Here is an 18,957-nt window from a genome sequence, read left to right as displayed (position 1 = left end):
AGAAAAATACGATGCGCGCAATCATTCTCGCTGCCGGCCTCGGCCTGCGGCTGCAACAACAGCAAGGCAAGCAATTTCCGAAGTGCCTGTTGCGCTTCGATGGCATGACGTTGCTGGAGCGTCACCTGCGTCTGCTCGATGCCGCCGGCGTCAAGGAAGTGGTACTGGCCCTCGGCTTCGAGCCACAACAGGTGCAGGACGAACTGGCCAGCCTGGGCCGCGATCTGGAAATCGTGATCAACCCGCGCTACGACCTGGGCAGCGTACTGACCGTGCACACCGTGGCCGATGCCATGACGCGTGGCGGCGATGTGCTGCTGATGGATGCGGATGTGCTCTACGACGAGCGCATCATGAGCAAGCTGGTGGCGGGCGAGACCGTCAACCGCCTGTTGATCGACCGTGACTTCGAAGCCGGCGATGAGCCCGTAAAGCTCTGCCTGCGCGACGGCGTGCCCGTGGAACTGCGCAAGCAGCTGATGGCCGACCTGCAGTACGACACCATCGGCGAATCGGTCGGATTCTTCCGTTTCAAGGAAGACTGCGCGCGCCGCCTGGCCGAAATCGTCAAGGGTTATGTCGATTCGGGCCGCGCCAACATGCCGCACGAAGAAGCCGTGCGCGATCTGCTGCTCGAGCAATCCCATGTATTTGATACGGCCGACGTGACCGGCGCCCCGTGGATCGAAATCGATTTCCCGGGCGACGTCGCACGCGCCGCTGAAGAAGTCCTGCCCCAACTTCTGCCTGTAGGAATCGCACAATGAACGCCATCGACCCGAACCTGCTTGCCTCGTCCAATGCCACGCCGCTGTCGCGCGCGGCGCGTCTGCGTCAGATGCTGACGTCGAACGAACTGGAATTCATCATGGAAGCCCACAACGGCCTGTCCGCGCGCATCGTGCGCGAGGCCGGCTTCAAGGGCATCTGGGCATCCGGCCTGGCCATCTCGGCCCAGTTCGGCGTGCGAGACAACAACGAAGCCAGCTGGACCCAGGTTGTTGACAACCTCGAGTTCATGGCCGACGCCAGCGACCTGCCCATCCTGCTCGATGGCGACACCGGCTACGGCAATTTCAACAACATGCGCCGCCTGGTGCGCAAGCTGGAGCAGCGCGGCATTGCCGGTGTCTGCATCGAGGACAAGATTTTCCCGAAGACCAACAGCTTCATCGGCGGCGAGCAACAGCCGCTGGCCGATGTGGACGAGTTCTGCGGCAAGATCAAGGCCGGCAAGGATTCCCAGGCCGATGACGATTTCTCGATCGTGGCCCGTGTGGAAGCGCTGATCGCCGGCTGGGGCATGGAAGAAGCCCTGCGCCGCGCCGAGGCGTACCACGAGGCCGGCGCAGACGCCATCCTGATCCACAGCAAGCTGTCGAAGGCCGACGAGATCGTCACCTTCGCCCGCGAATGGGCTGACCGCAGCCCGCTGGTGATCGTGCCGACCAAGTACTACAGCACGCCGACCGATGTCTTCCGCAAGGCGGGTATCAGCCTGATCATCTGGGCCAACCATTTGATTCGCGTGGCGGCGTCGAGCATGCAGGCCGTGGCCAAGGACATCTACGAGAACGAGACGCTGGTCAACGTGGAAGACCGCATCGCCACCGTCAACGAAATCTTCCGCCTGCAGGATGCCGACGAGTATTCGGCGGCCGAGAAGATCTACCTGACTGGCGGCCAGGCGCCCGGCGCGGCCGTGGTGCTGGCGGCAGGCCGCGGCAAGGGTCTGGAAGCGCTGACCGAGGACAAGCCCAAGGTCATGCTGCCGGTAGCCGGCAAGCCGCTGCTGCGCTGGCTGGTGGATGGCTTCAAGAACCAGGGTATCAACGACATCACCGTGGTGGGCGGCTACAAGGCCGAGGCCATCGACGCCGCCGGCATCACGCTGGTGCGCAACGACCGCTACACCGAGACCGGCGAACTGGCTTCGCTGGCCTGCGCAGCGGATTCGCTCAAGACCGACACCGTGATCGCCTACGGCGACCTGCTGTTCCGCAGCTACATCCTGCGCGATCTGATGGATACCGAGGCGCTGTTCAGCGTAGTGGTGGATTCGTCGGAATCGCCGTCGAACCAGAGCGTTCGCGACTTTGCATGGTGCTCGGCTGGCGACGACCGCGACCTGTTCGGCCAGAAGGTCACACTGAAGAAGATTGCCGACGAGGTGCCGGCTGGCGATGCGCCCAACGGCCGCTGGATCGGCCTGCTGAACGTGCGTGGCGAAGGCCGCGTGCGTCTGCAGAAGCTGCTGGGCGAACTGCGACAGCGCGCCGATTTCGACAAGCTCGACCTGCCTGACCTGCTCAACGCGCTGGTGGCTGCGGGCGAGGAAGTCGAGGTCAAGTACGTGCACGGCCACTGGCGCGGTGTGAATGACCTGGACGACTTCCGTCGCGCCGGTGACTTCGCGCACACGCAGACGCCGTACGCACTGGGCAACAACGCCGGCGAGGCGGCCCGATGATCGAGGCAGTCCAGTTTGTGGAAGCCGCGCGAGAGCGCGGTTTTTCGTGGTACGCGGGCGTGCCCTGCTCGTACCTGACGCCGTTCATCAACTACGTGGTGCAGGATGACTCGCTGCACTACGTCTCCGCCGCCAACGAGGGCGATGCCGTGGCGTTTATCGCCGGGGTGACCCAGGGCGCCCGCGACGGTGTGCGCGGCATCACGATGATGCAGAACTCGGGACTCGGCAATGCGGTGAGTCCGCTGACATCGCTGACGTGGACGTTCCGGCTGCCGCAGTTGCTGATCGTGACGTGGCGCGGCCAGCCGGGCGGCGCCTCGGACGAACCGCAGCACGCGCTGATGGGTCCGATCACGCCGGCCATGCTCGACACCATGGACATTCCGTGGGAGCTGTTCCCGACTGAAGCCGATGCCGTGGGTCCCGCGCTCGATCGCGCCATCGCCCATATGGACGCCACGGGCCGGCCGTACGCGCTGATCATGCAAAAAGGCAGCGTCGCGCCCTACCCGCTTAACGCCCAGACACCGCCCGTGGCCCGTGCCCGCGCGACGCCGCAGGTGTCGAACACCGGCGCCGCCGAACTGCCGAGCCGTCAGCAGGCGTTGCAGCGCGTGATCGCGCATACGCCGCTGGCATCGACGGTCGTGGTCGCCTCCACCGGTTTCTGCGGACGCGAACTCTATGCGCTCGACGACCGGCCCAACCAGCTTTACATGGTGGGCTCGATGGGCTGCCTGACGCCGTTCGCGCTGGGCCTCGCCATGGCGCGTCCGGACCTGAAAGTCGTGGCCGTGGATGGTGATGGCGCCGCGCTGATGCGCATGGGCGTGTTCGCCACGCTGGGCGCCTACGGCCCGGCCAACCTGACGCACGTGCTGCTGGACAACAACGCGCACGATTCGACGGGTGGGCAGGCGACTGTCTCGCACAATGTATCGTTTGCGGGTGTAGCGGCGGCTTGCGGCTACGCATCGGCCATCGAGGGCGACAACCTTGCCATGCTCGATACGGTGCTGGCGAACGCGGCAACGGCCACGTCGGGACCGAACTTCGTCTGCGTGAAGACCCGCCCCGGCTCTCCCGATGGCCTGCCGCGCCCATCGGTCACGCCGGTGCAGGTGCGCACCCGCCTGGCGCACCAGATCGGCGCGGATCTGGGTACGACCGAACACGCCTGAACAAGTCTGAACCCGTCTGAAAGATTGAGGAATCGCATGCTGCTGCTGAACCCGGGCCCCGTGACGCTGACTGAGCGCGTCCGCCAGAGCCTGCTGCAAACCGACCTGTGCCACCGCGAAAGCGAGTTCTTCGACTTGCAGGACGAAGCGCGCCAGCGGCTGGTGGGGGTCTATGATCTCGATCCGGCCCAGTGGACGGCCGTGCTGATGACCGGCTCCGGCACTGCCGCGCTGGAAAGCATGATTGCGGGTCTGGTGCCGGCACAGGGCAAGCTGCTGATCGTGCAGAACGGCGTCTACGGCGAGCGCATCGCGCAGATTTCCGCGCAGTACGGCATCGCCCATACCGTGGTGAAGCACGAGTGGATGGAAGCGCCGGATATGGCGCGCATTGACGCCGCGCTGGAAGCCGATCCCGCCATCACCCATGTGGCGGTGATCCACCACGAAACGACCACGGGCCGTCTGAACGACATCCCGGCGATCGATGCCCTGTGCCAGAAGCACGGAAAGCGTCTGTTGCTCGACGGCGTGAGCAGCTTCGGCGCGGAAGCGATCGATTTCGGCGGCAATATCGACGCGGTGGCTGCCACGGCCAACAAGTGCCTGCACGGCGTACCCGGCGCGGCCTTCGTGGTGACGCGACGCACGGCGCTCGCCAACGCCGCCAGCCGCACCTATTACCTCGACATCGCCCGGCTGGCGAAGCTGCAGGACCAGCGCAACACGCCATTCACACCGTCCGTGCACGCGTACTACGCACTGGTGGAAGCGCTGCGCGAGCATCAGGAAGAAGGCGGCTGGCAAGGCCGCCACCAGCGCTACGCCGCATTGGCCGAGGAAGTCCGTTCGGGTCTGGCTGCGCTGGGCATCGACGCGCTGTGGCCGGCCACGCAGTCATCGGTGGTGCTGCGCGCGTACAAGCTGCCCGAAGGCGTGAGCTACGAGCAGTTGCACGATGGGCTGAAAGCGCGCGGTTTCGTGATTTATGCCGGCCAGGGTGGCTTGTCGTCGCAGCTGTTCCGGGTTTCGACGATGGGTGCGCTGACGGCTGCGGATATGCATCGGCTGGTGGCGGGGTTCAGGGAGTTGGTGGGGAAATAAGCGCTGTGCCTCCTCACCCAGTGTTTTCTCCCCTCTCCCGCTTGCGGGAGAGGGGAGAAAACCGAGGGAGACTGACATCAAAGCTCCTCTTCCACCGGCAACAACCGCAACACCGCCTGCTTGAACTTGTCCCAGGCGTTCATATCCGGTTCGCTCTTATAGATCCGCAGTACCCCATCCTCCCGCGTCACCCATTCCAGCGATTTTCCGTCTTCGGACAGCACCACCTGGTAAGCCGCGTCCAGCAGGGACTCGTCCACGCCCTGGCTCAGCATGTCGCACAGTTCCTTGCTATCCACCACGATGCCCATCTCGGTATTGAGCCGGGCCGAGCGAGGGTCCAGGTTCAGCGAGCCGATGAACAACTGGTGACGATCCACCATATACGTCTTGGCATGCAGGCTGGCCCGGCTGCTGCCGCCGGGGCCGTGGCGCCGTTTCTGCTTGGCCAGTTCGGCATAGGCTGTGGGTTTCAGTTCATACAGGATCACGCCCGCCTCCAGCAGTGCGCGGCGGCGGTGCGCGTAGCCTGCGTGGACGGCTGACACATCGGTGGCGCCATAGGAGTTCGTCAGGATGCGGACCTGCACGCCGCGCTTCTGCATGTCGGTCAACCACGTCATGGCGGAATCGGGCGGCACGAAGTATGGCGAAATCAGCGTCAGGTCGTGCCGGGCGCCTTCGAGGAACTTCACAAGCTGTGGAATGGCGTGCGTGGAGTTGTCGTCGGGTGGGGCCATGACTTTGGCGGCGCGGTCGGCAATGACGGTGGCCTGCCCCCAATAGCTGATCAGCTTGTCCTGCGACAGCAGTTGCACGATGCCGGTTTCGAGCACCGATTTGCCATAGGGCGTGGCGCGCATGGCTACCGCGTGTTCGTCGAGGTAGGTGCGCAGCTTCTGCCGCTGCGTGTCACCTTCCTCCCCGGAGAGCGGCTTGGCCAGTGCGGATAGCGGATAGGCCGCCTCGCTGTTCCAGTAATCGTCGAATACCGCCGACACCCGGGGCACCACCGGTCCACCCGCCAGCAGGTCGAGGTCCGTGAAGTCGGTATCCGCTGCGCCGTAGTAGGCATCGCCCACATTGCGGCCGCCGACGATGGTCAGTTGGTTGTCTGCGGTCATCGACTTGTTGTGCATGCGCCGATCGATACGCCGGAACGCCGTCACATACTCGAACAGTCGCACATTGCGGCTGGCGAACGGGTTGAACACCCGTACCTCGATGTTCGGATGTGCGTCCACGGCCGAGAGCGGTTTGTCCTGCCCTGCCAGATGGATGTCATCGAGCAGCACCCGCACGTGCACGCCACGATCCGCCGCCGCCATGATTTCCGCGAGCAGGGTCAGGCCGGTGCTGTCGGCGTCGAAGATGTAGTACTGGATGTCGAGGCTGCGCTGGGCCGTGCGCGCCAGCGCAATGCGCATGGCAAAAGCGTCGGTGCCGGCCAGCAGTGGATAGAACACCGATTCGCCCGGGTGTTCTGCCAGCCTTGGCGCAAGGCCACGGGCCAGCGCTGTATCGGCCGTATCCCGCAACGCGGTTTCAGGCGGCAACTGTGGCCGAGGCGGCAGGCTTGTGCACGCCGAGACCACCCCGGCCACCAGCACCATCCATAAACGCGACGCCCAGCCAGGCGCCGATCGAGTCCCGAAGGTCATGCCTTCTCCTGTAATTGTTCCAGTCGGAACAATGGAGTTACGCAAAACAGACGCTTGCGATAGTACTCCGCCCTGCTAAGCTATCGATACTTTCATCTTGCAAGTCTTATAGCTTCCGCAAATATCGTTATGTCCACTCAGCCTAATCAGCCTGCCCACGTTTCCCTGTTCGATCCCCTGTCGATTGGCGACTTCCACCTGCCCAATCGCATCGTCATGGCCCCGCTGACGCGCCTGCGCGCGGCCGATCCGGTACACGTTCCCAACGCGGTCATGGCCGAGTACTACGCGCAGCGCGCCAGTGCCGGCCTGCTGATTTCGGAGGGTGTGCCGGTGTCGCCAGACGGCGTCGGATATGCCAACGTGCCGGGTATCTGGACCGATGAGCAGGTGGCGGGCTGGAAACAGGTGACCGATGCCGTACATCGCGCCGGCGGCCGTATCGTGGCGCAGCTTTGGCACGTCGGCCGGATTTCGGACCCGGCACTGTTGCAGGGTCGGCAGCCGGTGGCGCCGAGCGCCATCGCCGCCACGGGTCACGTCAGCCTGCTGCGCCCGCAGCGTCCGTACGAGGTGCCGCGCGCACTGACCGTGGAAGAGATCCAGTCCGTGGTGGCCGATTTCGGGCGTGCCGCGGCCAATGCCAAGGCGGCCGGTTTCGACGGCGTGACGATCCACGCGGCCAATGGCTATCTGCTCGACCAGTTCCTGCAGGATGGCAGCAACGCCCGTGACGACGCCTACGGCGGCCCGGTCGAGAACCGTGCACGCATCCTGCTCGAAGTCACGGATGCGGTGACCGCTGTCTGGAGTCCTAACCGCGTGGGTGTTCATCTGGCGCCGCGTTCACCCAGCCATTCGATGTCGGATACGCAGCCCGCACAGACCTTCGGCTACGTGGCGCAGGCGCTCGGCCAGCGTGGCGTTGGGTTCCTGTTCGTGCGTGAAACCCGTGGCGAAGGCGCCCTGCTGCCCGCGCTCAAACGCGCATTTGGTGGCGTGGTGATTGCCAATGACGGTTTCGATCAGGCTGCCGCGCAGGCTGCGCTGGACAGCGGCGCTGCCGATGCCGTGGCATTCGGGCGCGCCTACATCGCCAATCCGGATCTGGTGGAGCGCCTGCAGCAACAGGCGGCGCTCAATGCGGTAGACCCGACCACGCTGTACGACACAGGTGGCCTGGGTGCACGCGGTTACACCGACTACCCGACGCTGGCTCAGGCAAGCTGAGCCAAACGCCGAAGCGAAACGAGGACGTTCACCCCTGCACGGGGTGAATCGGAATCACGGTGCGGGCGCCGCATTCACGCAGCAGCTCGCGCAATTCCTTGATGACGGGGAAGACCTCGTGATTCCAGTCCTCGCCCTGACTATCGTGGGCACGTTGCTCCATTTCCACGATCTCGCGGTCTTCCTTGAAGATACGTTCGGTGAACCAGACCAGCAGCGGCCAGGCGAGGTCGAGCGCAAACGGCACGCCGGGACGCCGGATCGACAACGTGCCGAAGGTGCGATTGGTGCGCTGCGCCGCGTCAAGCGGCACATAGGCAATCCACAGGTCCATCACCAGCGTGCCTGACGAAGTACGAATCTGCAGCGTCTGATACGGATAGCCGGTGCGAACCGTCATCACGTCCTTGTTGTTCTGCCCCCCGTCCTTGCCGAACACCAGGGCTTCGCCCACGGGCTGCTTGCCCTGCTCGCGTTCGAACGTGTAATCGACCTCCACATAGCCCTCGCCCCGGCGCCGTCCCAACGAGCGCGCGCGCATCATGCCCATCTGCTTGCGATGCAGGAACTGATGGTTCATGTCCATCAGATTCTCGTGCATGAACGAGTAGTGGCACTTCACTGCACGGCCCAGGCGGCGAGTCTTGTACTTCGGATCGGTCACCGACGCGAACTCGGGCAGCGGCTGCTCGGCAGCCAGCGCCGGGTTGCCCGGAAACACGAAGATCAGCCCGGCGCGCTCTTCGCACGGATAGGCGCGCACGCCGTTGGGCAGGCGCTCTTTGCCGAGATAGGGCACGTCGATGCAGCGGCCCGAGCAATCGTAGGTCCAGCCGTGGTAGCAGCAGCGGATGGATTCGCCGTCCACCACGCCAGCATGCAGCGGCACCTGCCGGTGCGCGCAGCGATCTTCCAGCGCGAACAGCTTGCCTGTGGCGGTGCGCACGATCACGATCGGATCGCCCGCGAAGGTCACGCCATGGGCCTTGCCGGCCTTGACTTCGCGCGACCACGCCAGCGGATACCAGTAGTCGGGATGGATCGGCACGCGGCGCAGGTCTCGCGGCGGCGCCTCGGGCCGCACCGCATTTGCGGAACCGGCCGAGGCATCGGCCACCGCTCCCGTGACGGGATCGGTGGAACGGCGGTCTAGCGCGGACTCTGCGTACATGCGGGCGTCTCCGGGAGCGGCGGTGAAGATTGTGAGATCGGGATCATGGGTGCGGACCCTTAGACAATCGACTCTAGCGTAACGGCCATGCCGCGGTCTGTCAGCTTTTATCCGACTGGCGTCTGCGGGGCGTACGTGCCGCGTCAACCTCCGAACGGGTGGAGCGCCATGTAGCGCCCTGTCCGGACGACTGATTTGCAACACAATTCAGTCCGAATCCTCTGCCTGCCGCAAACGGGGGTATGCTTGCCGGCAACTTACATACCGTCGTGTACGTATCGACATGACCCGCGCCGCCCCTGCGCCGGGATCTCGCCCCGAGACCGGCAAGAACCCTGCCTCGTATCGCACCCTGGTGGAGTCGATCACCGACTACGCCATCTTCTCGCTCGATGCCACCGGGCATATCACCAGCTGGAATCCCGGCGCGCAGCGGATCAAGGGCTGGACGCGCGAGGAAATCCTCGGTCAGCATTTTTCGGTTTTCTATACCGACGAGGCCAACGCCCGCAACTGGCCGGCCATCGAACTGGAGGCGGCTGCCCGCCAGGGGCGGTTCGAGGACGAAGGCTGGCGCCTGCGCAAGGATGGGTCTCGGTTCTGGGCCAACGTCATCATTACTGCGCTGCACGACGAACAGGGCGAACTGATCGGCTTTGGCAAGGTCACGCGCGACATGACCGAGCAACAGCGCACTGCCGATGAACTGCGCCAGAGCGAGGAGACGTTCCGGCTGCTCGTGGAAAGCGTCAAGGACTACGCCATCTTCATGCTCGACGTGGGCGGCCATGTGGTCAGCTGGAACTCGGGCGCCTCCTATATCAAGGGCTATCGCCGCGACGAGATTCTTGGCAAGCATTTCTCGGTGTTCTATCCCCCCGAGGACCTGGCCACCGACAAGCCGGGCCGCGAACTGGTCATCGCCCGCGAGGTAGGCCGGGTCGAGGACGAAGGCTGGCGTGTGCGCAAGGACGGTTCGCTGTTCTGGGCCAACGTGACGATCACGGCCATCTACGACGAGAAACGCGCCTTGCGCGGCTTCGCCAAGGTCACGCGCGACATGAGCGAGCGCAAGCGGCTGGCGGAACTGGAGCAATCCGAACAACGCATGAACGAATTCCTGGCCACGCTCTCGCACGAACTGCGCAACCCGCTGGCGCCCATGCGCAATGCGTTGACGGTGATGCAGTTGCGCCCGGACGATTCCGCCGCAATGCAGAAGAGCGTGGGGCTGGTCGAGCGCCAGATGTCGCACCTGACGAGGCTGGTTGACGACCTGCTCGATGTCGGCCGCATCGCCGCCGGAAAAATCGACCTGCGTCACGAAGCCGTGGATGCCACGGAGATCCTGACCCTCGGCATCGAAGCTGCCGAGCCGGCCCTGGCCGCGAAATCGCAGACCGTCACGGTCACCACCGACGCCGGCGCCTTGCCGCTGTTCGTCGACAAGACGCGGCTCACCCAGGTCATGCAGAACCTGCTGCTCAACGCATCGAAATTTTCGGCGCCGGGCGCAGCCATCGCTGTGGCCGCCTCGGTACGCCAGCGCACGCTGGTCATTCAGGTGATCGACCACGGGCGTGGCATCTCCTCCAGCTCGCTCGAATCGATTTTCAACCTGTTCGTGCAGGAGGATCGCCCCGGCAGCAGTGCGCAGGGCGGCCTGGGCATCGGTCTGTCGCTGTGCCGCTCCCTCGTGGAAATGCACGGCGGCTCGATCACTGCCACCAGTGAGGGGCCGGGGCTGGGTGCCGCGTTCACGGTGCAGCTACCGCTGGCCGCGACACACGACACCGCTCATCCCCCCGACGGGGGCGCCACCACGCCCGGCCACCGCCTGCGTATCCTGCTCGTCGACGACAACCGGGATGCGGCCGACAGCATGTCGATCCTGCTGGAAATGTCTGGCCACGAAGTCACCATCGCCTACGACGGCATGGAAGCCATTCACGCCGCCGCCCGCGTCCGTCCCGAGGTTGCCTTGATCGACCTTGCCATGCCCGGCATGGACGGCTTCGCCGTGATCCACGCGCTGCGCGGCATGCCTGCGCTTTCCAATACACGGTATGTGGCGCTCACCGGCTTCGGCCAGACCTCGGATCGGGAGCAGACCAAGGCGGCGGGGTTCCATACGCACCTGGTGAAACCGATCGAGCTGGATGTGTTGCTGAAGGTGATCGGGGGGGAGTGAGGTAAATAGCGAACAAATCCCGCTGGTTTTGCTCCCCTCTCCCATGCAATGGGAGAAAACCAGCGGTAGGTCATGGGCTAGCAGGCACCGCCCAAACCCGTCCATCCCCCACCACAAACACCCGCTCGCCCTCTTCCGGCCTGACCGTCGCCAGCCCGGTAAATGCCCCGAACGCCGGCAGGATCGCGGCCCGATTGCCCACGACAAAACACGGCAGGCGCAATCGATCGCCACCCGCACCTCGCAGCACAACCCCCGGATGCAAGTGGCCCGCCAAGGCGTAGCCTTCCTGCCGAGGTCCCGGTTCATGGCACAAGGCAAAAGGCGCCACTGCCAGCGGCTCGGTCACCACCGTAAACCCCAGCGTCTCAGGCGGGTCTCCTGCGTGGGTGTCGTGATTCCCCCGCACCAGCGTGCAATGCACACGCGATGGCATCGCGCGGCGCCAGTCGTGCAGGGCCAGCAGTACGGCCGCAGTCCGCGCCGCGCGGGCGTGGAGGAAATCCCCCAGAAACACGAAGTCTCGCGCCGGGTAGCGGCGAGCAAGGTCGAGCAGGCGCGCAAGGTTGTCGGCGGTGGTGCCGTGCGGCACCGGTTGTCCCCAGGCACGGAAGGCGGCAGCCTTGCCGATATGGATGTCGGCGGCCATCAGCATGGCGGCGCGTGGCCACCAGATGGCGTGTTCGGGCAGTAGCCAGATGGCTTCCCCGGCCACCTCGATCACCTGTGCGCCTGCTTCGTTCGGTGTCATAGCAGCGGCAACGGTTTCGATGGTTTGCGGGCGCGCCTCGGCTTGCGCGGGCCGCCCGATTTCGCGTGGTCGGCCATGCCGAAGCGTGCCACCTCGGCCACCTGTTCGGCATTGAGTGCCGCCTCATCATCAGCGCCAGCCTCCTCCCTCGATGCGGCGTGCTCCAGATCGGCCAGCATGCGCGCGATGCGATCGGCCAGTTTCTCCGTGCTCAGTTTCTCGCGCAGGAACTCGACGATCAGCGGGAAGGACAGCGGCGATGGCCGTTTCAACGCGCGCAGGTCGAGTCGAAGGCCGGCCATCCGGGCCAGTGTGTCGGCCAACCGGTGTGCGTCCAGTTCCTGCATCAGCACCTCGTGCTCGGCCTGCCCCAGCAGCAGGTTGCCGGGATCATGCTTGCGGAAAACCTCGTAGAACAGGCTCGACGATGCCTGCAACTGCCGCGCGCTGTGGTGTGCCCCCGGATAGCCCTGGAAGATCAGACCCGACACGCGCGCAATCTCGCGGAAGCGGCGCAGCGACAGTTCACCGGCATTGAGACTGCCCATCACATCGGCGGCAAGATCGCGCTGGCGTTCATCGGCCAGCACCTCGGGCAGCCACCGCGACCAGTCGAGCGGCGCCGATGCCAGCAGTTCCAGTCCATAGTCGTTGACCGCCACCGAGAACGTGGCCGGCACCTTCTGCCCGAGCCGCCAGGCCAGCAGACTGCCAAGCCCCAGGTGCACGGAGCGGCCAGCGAACGGGTAGAGGAACAGATGCCACCCTTCGCGCGAATGGAGCGTTTCGGCCAGCAGTGTGTCGGGCGACGGCAGCGCGGACCAGCGCGCCTGCAATGCCACGAGCGGGGCGATCAGCGGGAGTTCGGGTGTGGTGGCGGGATCGAGCCGGCCAGCCTGCACCGCATCGAGCGTGGCCACCACCGCCTCGGCCAGTTCGGTGGAGAGCGGCATCTTGCTGCCGTTCCAGCGCGGCACGGTCGGGCGCTTGCCCGTGGCGCGGCGCACATAGGCGGTCATCTCCTGCACACGAACCAGTTCGAGCAGACGACCGCCAAACAGGAAGCAGTCGCCCGGCGTCAGCCGCGCGATGAAGCCCTCTTCCACCGTGCCCAGCGAAGATCCGCCACCGCCCGCCCGCGTCCAGAACCGCACCTGCATCGTGGCATCGCTGACGATGGTGCCGACGCTCATGCGATGGCGTCGCGCCAGCCGCGAATCGGGCACGCGCCACGTGCCGGTCTCGTCGGGCTGCGCGCGCCGATAGTCAGGATATGCGGCCAGCGTGGGGCCGCCCTGCCGCACGAAGTCCAGGCACCAGCGCCATTCGTCGTCGGTCATGTTGCGGTACGCCCAGGTGCTGCGCACCTCGTCGCGCAAATCGTCAGCCTGAAAACCGCCGCCGAGTGCCACGGTCACCAGATGCTGCACCAACACGTCGAGCGGCTTGTCGGGCGACTCCCGCGCCTCCATCTTGCCCGCCTGGATGGCATGGCGCGCCGCCACGGCTTCCACCAGTTCCAGGCTATGCGTGGGCACCACCGTCACGCGCGATGCGCGGCCCGGCGCGTGGCCGGAGCGCCCTGCCCGCTGCAGCAATCGCGCCACGCCTTTCGGGGAGCCGATCTGCAGCACGCGCTCCACGGGCAGGAAATCCACGCCGAGGTCGAGGCTCGACGTGCAGACCACCGCGCGCAGCGCACCGTTCTTGAGATTGACCTCGACCCACTCCCGCACCGCGCGATCCAGCGAACCATGATGCAGCGCGATCTGGCCGGCCCAGTCGGGCCGCGCGTCGAGGATGGCCTGATACCAGAGCTCGGATTGCGAGCGCGTGTTCAGGAACACCAGCGATGTGCTGCTCGATTCGAGTTCGCGCAGCACATGCGGCAGCATCGACAGGCCGAGGTGCCCCGCCCACGGAAACCGGCTCGCAGCATCGGGCAGCAGCGTATCGACGATCAGCGTCTTGGGTGTATGGCCATGGACGATCACGCGACGCTCAGGCGGCACCCCGGCCAGCAACACATCGCGCGCATGGTCGAGATTGCCGAGCGTGGCGGACAGGCCCCAGATACGCAGGTCAGGCTGCCAGCGATGCAGCCGAGCCAGCGCCAGCTGCACCTGCACGCCGCGCTTGCTGCCGATCAGTTCGTGCCACTCGTCGACGACTACCAGCTTCACGCGGCCCAACGCCTCCCGGGCATCGGCACGCGTCAGTAGCAGCGACAGGCTCTCCGGCGTGGTCACCAGCGCCGTGGGCAGGCGCCGCGCCTGGGCTGCGCGCTCGGTGCTGCCGGTGTCGCCCGTGCGCAGCGCCACGGCCCAGTCGAGGCCGAGTTCGGCCAGCGGCGCCTGCAAGGCGCGCGCGGTATCGGCGGCCAGCGCGCGCATCGGCGTGAGCCAGAGCACGGTCAATGGCGGCGTTGATGCATTGGCACGCGCAGGCGGCGTGGCAAATGCCAGCAGCGCCCCAAGCCACGCCGCATAGGTCTTGCCCGTGCCGGTGGTGGCATGCAGCAGGCCGCTCTGCCCTCTGCCGATGGCGTCCCACACCGCGCGCTGGAAATCGAAGGGCTGCCAGTGCCGCGCGGCGAACAGCGCCGGCAGCGATTCCGCCACGGACGGGGCCTGCACGAACGGGGCGTTCTCGCCCTTCATGCCGGTTCCTTGACGCTCGCCGGCGGGAGCATGGCCTCCAGCGTGGCAAGGGTGTCGGCTTCCTCGATGGGCTTGTCCGTCCGCCAGCGCAGCATGCGTGGGAAGCGCACCGCGATCCCACTCTTGTGGCGCCCGCTGCGGCCGATGCCCTCGAAGCCCAGTTCGAATACCTGCGTGGGCGTGACGCTGCGCACCGGGCCGAACGATTCCACGGTGGTGCGACGCACGATCGCATCGACCGCGCGCATCTCCTCGTCGGTCAATCCCGAATACGCCTTGGCGAACGGCACCAGCGCGCGGTCGGGTGTGCCGGGCGGCGCGTTCCAGACCGCAAACGTGAAATCGGTATAGAGGCTGGCGCGCCGGCCGTGACCGCGCTGGGCGTAGATCAGCACGGCATCTACCGAGTAAGGGTCGATCTTCCATTTCCACCACAGGCCCACATCCTTGGTGCGACCCGCGCCGTAGGCGGCATCCACGGCCTTGAGCATGAAGCCTTCCACGCCGAGGTCGCGCGAGGCGTCGCGCAGCCGTGCGAAGTGCTCCCAGTCATCGGCTTCCACTTGCGGACTCAGTTCCAGCGCCGGATGGATGTGCTCGGCCACCACACGCACCAGTTGCGCACGGCGCTCCGACTGTGGACGGGTACGCCAATCCTCGCCCCGCCATTCGAGCAGGTCGTAGGCCATCAGGATGGCCGGGGCATCGCGCAGCAGCCTGGCGCCCACCGTCTTGCGTCCGATTCGTTGCTGCAGCAGCGCGAACGGCTGCACACGGCCATCGATCCAGATCACGATCTCGCCGTCGAGCACGGTGCCGTCGGGCAGCGATTCCGCCACGGCGGCCAGCTCGGGAAAGCGCTCGGTGATCAGTTCCTCGCCGCGCGACCAGAGCCAGGTCTGCCCGTCGCGCCGCACCAGTTGCGCGCGGATGCCATCCCACTTCCATTCCACCTGCCAGCGGGATGGCGCGCCCAGCAACGCGTCGAATTCTTCGACGGGTGCCTGTAGAGGATGGGCAAGGAAAAACGGGTAGGGCTGGCCGCCACGCGTGACCGCACTACCCTCGCCTTCGGCAGGATCGACGAGTGCGAGGAAGCGGTCTGGCGTCGGTTTCTGTGAGATATCGGTGTAGCCGACCATGCGCTCGGCCACGCGCTTGGGGTCGATGCCAGCCACCTCGCCCAGCGCACGCGTGACCAGCAGCTTCGATACCCCGACGCGGAAGCTGCCCGTGATCAGCTTGAACAGGACGAGCCGCTCGCGTGCATCGAGCGGCGGCCAGAGCGCGTCTAGCGCCGCCGTCAGCACCTCGGGCGACTGGCCGCGCAACGGTAGCAGGCGCCGCTCCACCCATTCGGCCAGCCCGGCATCATCCGCTTGTGCGCCCTCGGGCAACAGCAAGGCGATGGTCTCGGCCAGATCGCCCACGGCCTGGTAGCTTTCCTCGAAAAGCCATTCCGGCAGCCCAGCGGCGCGCTGCGCCAGTTCGCGCAGGGCCGATACCGGGACGATCTGTCGCGGCTTGCCGCCCGACAGAAAATACGCGGCCCACGCGGCATCCTCCGGTGGCGCGTGGCGGAAGTATTCGCCCAGCGCGGCCAGCTTCGCCTTGTTCGATGTGGTGCCGTCGAGCGCACTGTAGAGATCGGCAAAGGCTTTCATGCGCTGGCCTCCACAGCACTGCCGGGCTGCGCATCGCTCGGATCTTCCACGTCGTCCACATCGCCAAACTCGGTCTTGAACGCCTGGGCGTCCAGCCCCTGCTCGGACAGGTATCGCACCATCACCGGCACATTGCCATGCGTGACGATCACGCGCTGCGCGCCGGTGGCGCCGATGGCCTGCAGCAGGCCCGGCCAGTCGGCGTGGTCCGACAGCGCAAAGCCGCGATCCACGCCGCGTCGGCGGCGGGTGCCGCGCAGTTGCATCCAGCCACTGGCGAACGCATCCGCCGCTTCCGCCCCAAAGCGGCGCAGCCACGTGGACCGTTGCGCGGACGGCGGCGCCACCACAAGCGCCCGCTGCAAGGCCGGACTGCGGGCAGGCAGGTCGGACACGATCATCGTCGGCGCCAGTTCCACCCCGGCTTCAGCGTAAGCGCGATTCAGGCCGGTCATCGCGCCATGGACGATGATCGGCCCCGGCATGGCCAGATCGGTGCCGGCGTGGCGCAACAATCCGTGCAGGACGCGCTGCGCCTTGCCGAACGCGTAGCAGTACAGCACGCTGGCGCGGCCCGCTTCGGCGTTGAGCTGCCACCATCGGAACACCTCGGCCATCAGCACGGGCTGGGACTGCCAGCGGTAGATGGGCAGCCCGAAGGTGCTTTCGGTGATGAAGGTGTCGCAGCGCACCGGCTCGAAGGGCGCACAGGTGCCGTCGTCCTCCACCTTGTAGTCGCCCGAAGCCACCCAGACCTGCCCGCCGTGTTCGAGCCGCACCTGCGCGGAACCGAGCACATGACCCGCCGGATGCAGGCTCAGCGTGACCCCGTGATGGGTAATGCGCTCGCCGTAAGGCAGCGTATCCAGCGTGATGCCGGGCAGCCGCGCCAGCAGCACGCCGCGCCCCGGCTCGGCGCAGAGGTAGTGTTCGTGCCCAAAGCGGGCATGGTCGGAATGGGCGTGCGTGATGACGGCGCGCGACACAGGCCGCCAGGGATCGATATAGAAGTCGCCGGGCGGGCAGTACAGGCCTTCCGGCCTGGCAACGATCAGATCCGACGGCATGTCATCCGGCCTCGGCCCTGGCAGGCGTCTGGCTCTGCTCGGCACGCCGCGCCTTGGCCTGGCCCCGTATGTTCAGTACCGCCAGCGCGAATTGGAGCACCACCAGCGCCCACCCTCCCGTATGCAGCCCCCACGCTACCCACAGTGCATTGCTGGCCAGGAATATCCAGAAACCGGCCTTGCGGCGCCCGGCGCTTGCCGATCCCACCAGCCAGGTGGCCAGCACAGTGATGACCATCGCTGGCCATTGCAGGGCATCCAGCCAGTCCATCGTTGTCTCCACAGTTCCCGAGTTGGCCCGAGTTGGCCCCATGGATCAAGACTAGGCTTCTGTGCCTGTACCGTCAGCCGTGCCGCTTCCCGTTCCGGTGTCGGTGGTTTCTCACACGGAATGTGTTGTTTCTGCGGCACATCATGCCGCAATGCCGATTTCAGTTGCGGCGTCAATCAGCGGGCCGCCGATAGTGTGAACTATCAATCCCTCCTAGAATCGTTTTTGTTTGATGTGCGCACCTTCCTGCGCCCCCCTTTCACCCCATCACGAAAGACGCCCCATGCGCCGAGAAAACCAGCGACTAGCCGACCTCCTCCGGGACGACCAGGCCAACCTCCTGAGCGGCTGGGCCGCGGAGTATCACAAGTACGCCGAAGGCCGCGGGCTGACCCGTGATTTGCAGGCGCAACAGACATCGATCCTGCGCGAGCTGGAAGCCGGCATCCGGGCCGACGGCAATGCCGACAATTTCAACGATCCGGCCTGGCGTGTCCTGCGCGAGGTGCTGGCGCAGCTCTCCAACGAACGCGCGGCCCAGGGCGAGACCGCCGACGTGACCAGCGGCTTCGTGCTGGCGCTCAAGCGCCCGATCTTCGACGGCCTGCAACGCCAGACCGGTGGTGCGGTAGAAGGCCAGATCGACGTGATCTGGCTGACCTCGGCCGTGGTGGACCGCATGGCGCAGTGGACAGTCGCCAATTACCAGAAGACGCGCGAGGACATCATCGTGCGTCAGCAGCACGAACTGATGGAACTGTCCACGCCAGTCATCAAGCTGTGGGACGGCGTGCTGGCCGTGCCGCTGATCGGCACGCTGGACAGCAGCCGGGCGCAGATGGTGATGGAATCGCTGCTCGAACGACTGGTGGAAACCGGCTCGGAACTGGCGATCATCGACATCACCGGCGTGCCCACCGTGGATACGCTCGTGGCGCAGCACCTGATGAAGACCGTCACGGCCATCCGCCTGATGGGTGCCGAGAGCATCATCAGCGGCATCCGGCCGCAAATTGCGCAGACCATCGTCCACCTGGGCATCGACTTGCAGGGCATCGTCACCAAGTCCACGCTGGCCGACGCGCTGCGCACGGCCATGCGCATGACCGGCCACACGGTAGCCCGGGCCGCCAGCTAAGCCGGCCGCATACAAAGATCGGGAAGAGAGCCACATGGAACGCATTCCAATCCTGCGGATGGGCAAGCACCTGCTTGTGACCATCCAGATCGACATGCAGGACCAGACCGCGCTGCAGTTGCAGGAAGACCTGGCCACGATGGTGGACAAATCCGGCGCCAATGGCGTGCTGATCGACGTCTCCGCGCTGGAAATGGTGGATTCCTTCATCGGCCGCATGCTGGTCAGCATCTCCGATATCGGCCGGCTGCTGGGCGCCACCACCGTGGTAGTGGGCATCCGCCCGGCGGTGGCCATTACGCTGGTGGAACTGGGCCTGTCCCTGGGCGGCGTGAAGACGGCGCTGAACGTGGAGCGCGGCATGGCCCTGCTCGACGCCAACCGGACAATCTGAC

Annotated in this window: 15 protein-coding genes; 8 read left to right on the top strand and 7 right to left on the bottom strand. The window is 65.9% G+C overall.

Annotated features, from left to right (window positions below; translation table 11 throughout):
• Positions 1-11: 11 nt before the first annotated feature.
• Genes GA566_RS07500 through GA566_RS07485 form a run of 4 tightly spaced genes read left to right on the top strand, consistent with a single transcriptional unit; the run spans position 12 to position 4,758 of the window.
• The gene (locus tag GA566_RS07500; RefSeq protein ID WP_160472322.1) at positions 12-767 is read left to right on the top strand and encodes an NTP transferase domain-containing protein; all 756 of its coding nucleotides are present in this window, start codon (positions 12-14) and stop codon (positions 765-767) included.
• Entirely contained in the window at positions 764-2,470 is a 1,707-nt protein-coding gene (gene aepX, locus GA566_RS07495; protein WP_160472321.1) for a phosphoenolpyruvate mutase, read from the top strand. The genes GA566_RS07500 and aepX overlap by 4 nt, the downstream gene beginning before the upstream one ends.
• A complete protein-coding gene (gene aepY, locus GA566_RS07490; RefSeq protein ID WP_160472319.1) occupies positions 2,467-3,654 on the top strand; it encodes a phosphonopyruvate decarboxylase in 1,188 nt (395 codons plus the stop codon). The genes aepX and aepY overlap by 4 nt, the downstream gene beginning before the upstream one ends.
• A 36-nt stretch (positions 3,655-3,690) precedes the next feature.
• Positions 3,691-4,758, top strand: a complete 1,068-nt coding sequence (locus GA566_RS07485) for a 2-aminoethylphosphonate aminotransferase (protein ID WP_160472317.1) — start codon at positions 3,691-3,693, stop codon at positions 4,756-4,758.
• Positions 4,759-4,835: 77 nt separating this feature from the next.
• On the opposite strand, the gene GA566_RS07480 is transcribed toward GA566_RS07485, so the two are convergent.
• On the bottom strand, positions 4,836-6,419 hold the full coding sequence (locus GA566_RS07480) for a phospholipase D family protein (protein ID WP_160472315.1): 1,584 nt from the start codon (positions 6,417-6,419) through the stop codon (positions 4,836-4,838).
• Between the two features lie 129 nt (positions 6,420-6,548).
• Here GA566_RS07480 and GA566_RS07475 point away from each other — a divergent pair, with 129 nt between their 5' ends.
• Positions 6,549-7,649 carry an alkene reductase gene (locus GA566_RS07475; protein ID WP_160472314.1) on the top strand — a complete coding sequence of 367 codons (1,101 nt, stop codon included), beginning with the start codon at positions 6,549-6,551 and terminating at the stop codon, positions 7,647-7,649.
• A gap of 28 nt (positions 7,650-7,677) precedes the next feature.
• Here the strand turns inward: GA566_RS07475 and GA566_RS07470 are convergent, their stop codons facing one another.
• Positions 7,678-8,820: an aromatic ring-hydroxylating dioxygenase subunit alpha gene (locus GA566_RS07470; RefSeq protein WP_160472312.1), complete on the bottom strand. Its 1,143-nt coding sequence runs from the start codon at positions 8,818-8,820 to the stop codon at positions 7,678-7,680.
• Positions 8,821-9,103: 283 nt separating this feature from the next.
• On the opposite strand from GA566_RS07470, the gene GA566_RS07465 reads away from it, so the two are divergent.
• The gene (locus GA566_RS07465; RefSeq protein WP_160472310.1) at positions 9,104-11,011 is read left to right on the top strand and encodes a PAS domain-containing sensor histidine kinase; all 1,908 of its coding nucleotides are present in this window, start codon (positions 9,104-9,106) and stop codon (positions 11,009-11,011) included.
• A 70-nt stretch (positions 11,012-11,081) separates the two neighbouring features.
• On the opposite strand, the gene pdeM is transcribed toward GA566_RS07465, so the two are convergent.
• Genes pdeM through GA566_RS07440 form a run of 5 tightly spaced genes read right to left on the bottom strand, consistent with a single transcriptional unit; the run spans position 11,082 to position 17,424 of the window.
• Complete coding sequence (gene pdeM / locus GA566_RS07460) at positions 11,082-11,762, bottom strand: ligase-associated DNA damage response endonuclease PdeM (protein ID WP_160472308.1); 681 nt, start codon at positions 11,760-11,762, stop codon at positions 11,082-11,084.
• A complete protein-coding gene (locus GA566_RS07455) occupies positions 11,759-14,422 on the bottom strand; it encodes a ligase-associated DNA damage response DEXH box helicase (RefSeq protein WP_202126670.1) in 2,664 nt (887 codons plus the stop codon). Before GA566_RS07455 ends, pdeM begins: the two co-directional genes overlap by 4 nt.
• Complete coding sequence (locus GA566_RS07450; protein ID WP_160472307.1) at positions 14,419-16,086, bottom strand: ATP-dependent DNA ligase; 1,668 nt, start codon at positions 16,084-16,086, stop codon at positions 14,419-14,421. Before GA566_RS07450 ends, GA566_RS07455 begins: the two co-directional genes overlap by 4 nt.
• Complete coding sequence (locus GA566_RS07445; protein WP_160472305.1) at positions 16,083-17,153, bottom strand: ligase-associated DNA damage response exonuclease; 1,071 nt, start codon at positions 17,151-17,153, stop codon at positions 16,083-16,085. Before GA566_RS07445 ends, GA566_RS07450 begins: the two co-directional genes overlap by 4 nt.
• A gap of 1 nt (position 17,154) precedes the next feature.
• Positions 17,155-17,424, bottom strand: coding sequence for a hypothetical protein (locus GA566_RS07440; protein ID WP_137928445.1), 270 nt, complete (start codon positions 17,422-17,424; stop codon positions 17,155-17,157).
• Between the two features lie 283 nt (positions 17,425-17,707).
• Here GA566_RS07440 and GA566_RS07435 point away from each other — a divergent pair, with 283 nt between their 5' ends.
• Positions 17,708-18,562 carry an STAS domain-containing protein gene (locus GA566_RS07435; protein ID WP_160472304.1) on the top strand — a complete coding sequence of 285 codons (855 nt, stop codon included), beginning with the start codon at positions 17,708-17,710 and terminating at the stop codon, positions 18,560-18,562.
• A 34-nt stretch (positions 18,563-18,596) separates the two neighbouring features.
• Positions 18,597-18,956 (top strand): STAS domain-containing protein, encoded by a 360-nt coding sequence (locus tag GA566_RS07430; protein WP_137928447.1) that lies wholly within the window; start codon positions 18,597-18,599, stop codon positions 18,954-18,956.
• Position 18,957: the final 1 nt, after the last annotated feature.

It is taken from the genome of Cupriavidus sp. SW-Y-13, assembly GCF_009793345.1.
In the GTDB taxonomy this organism is placed as follows: domain Bacteria; phylum Pseudomonadota; class Gammaproteobacteria; order Burkholderiales; family Burkholderiaceae; genus Cupriavidus.
This window is presented reverse-complemented; position numbering and strand designations above follow the sequence as displayed.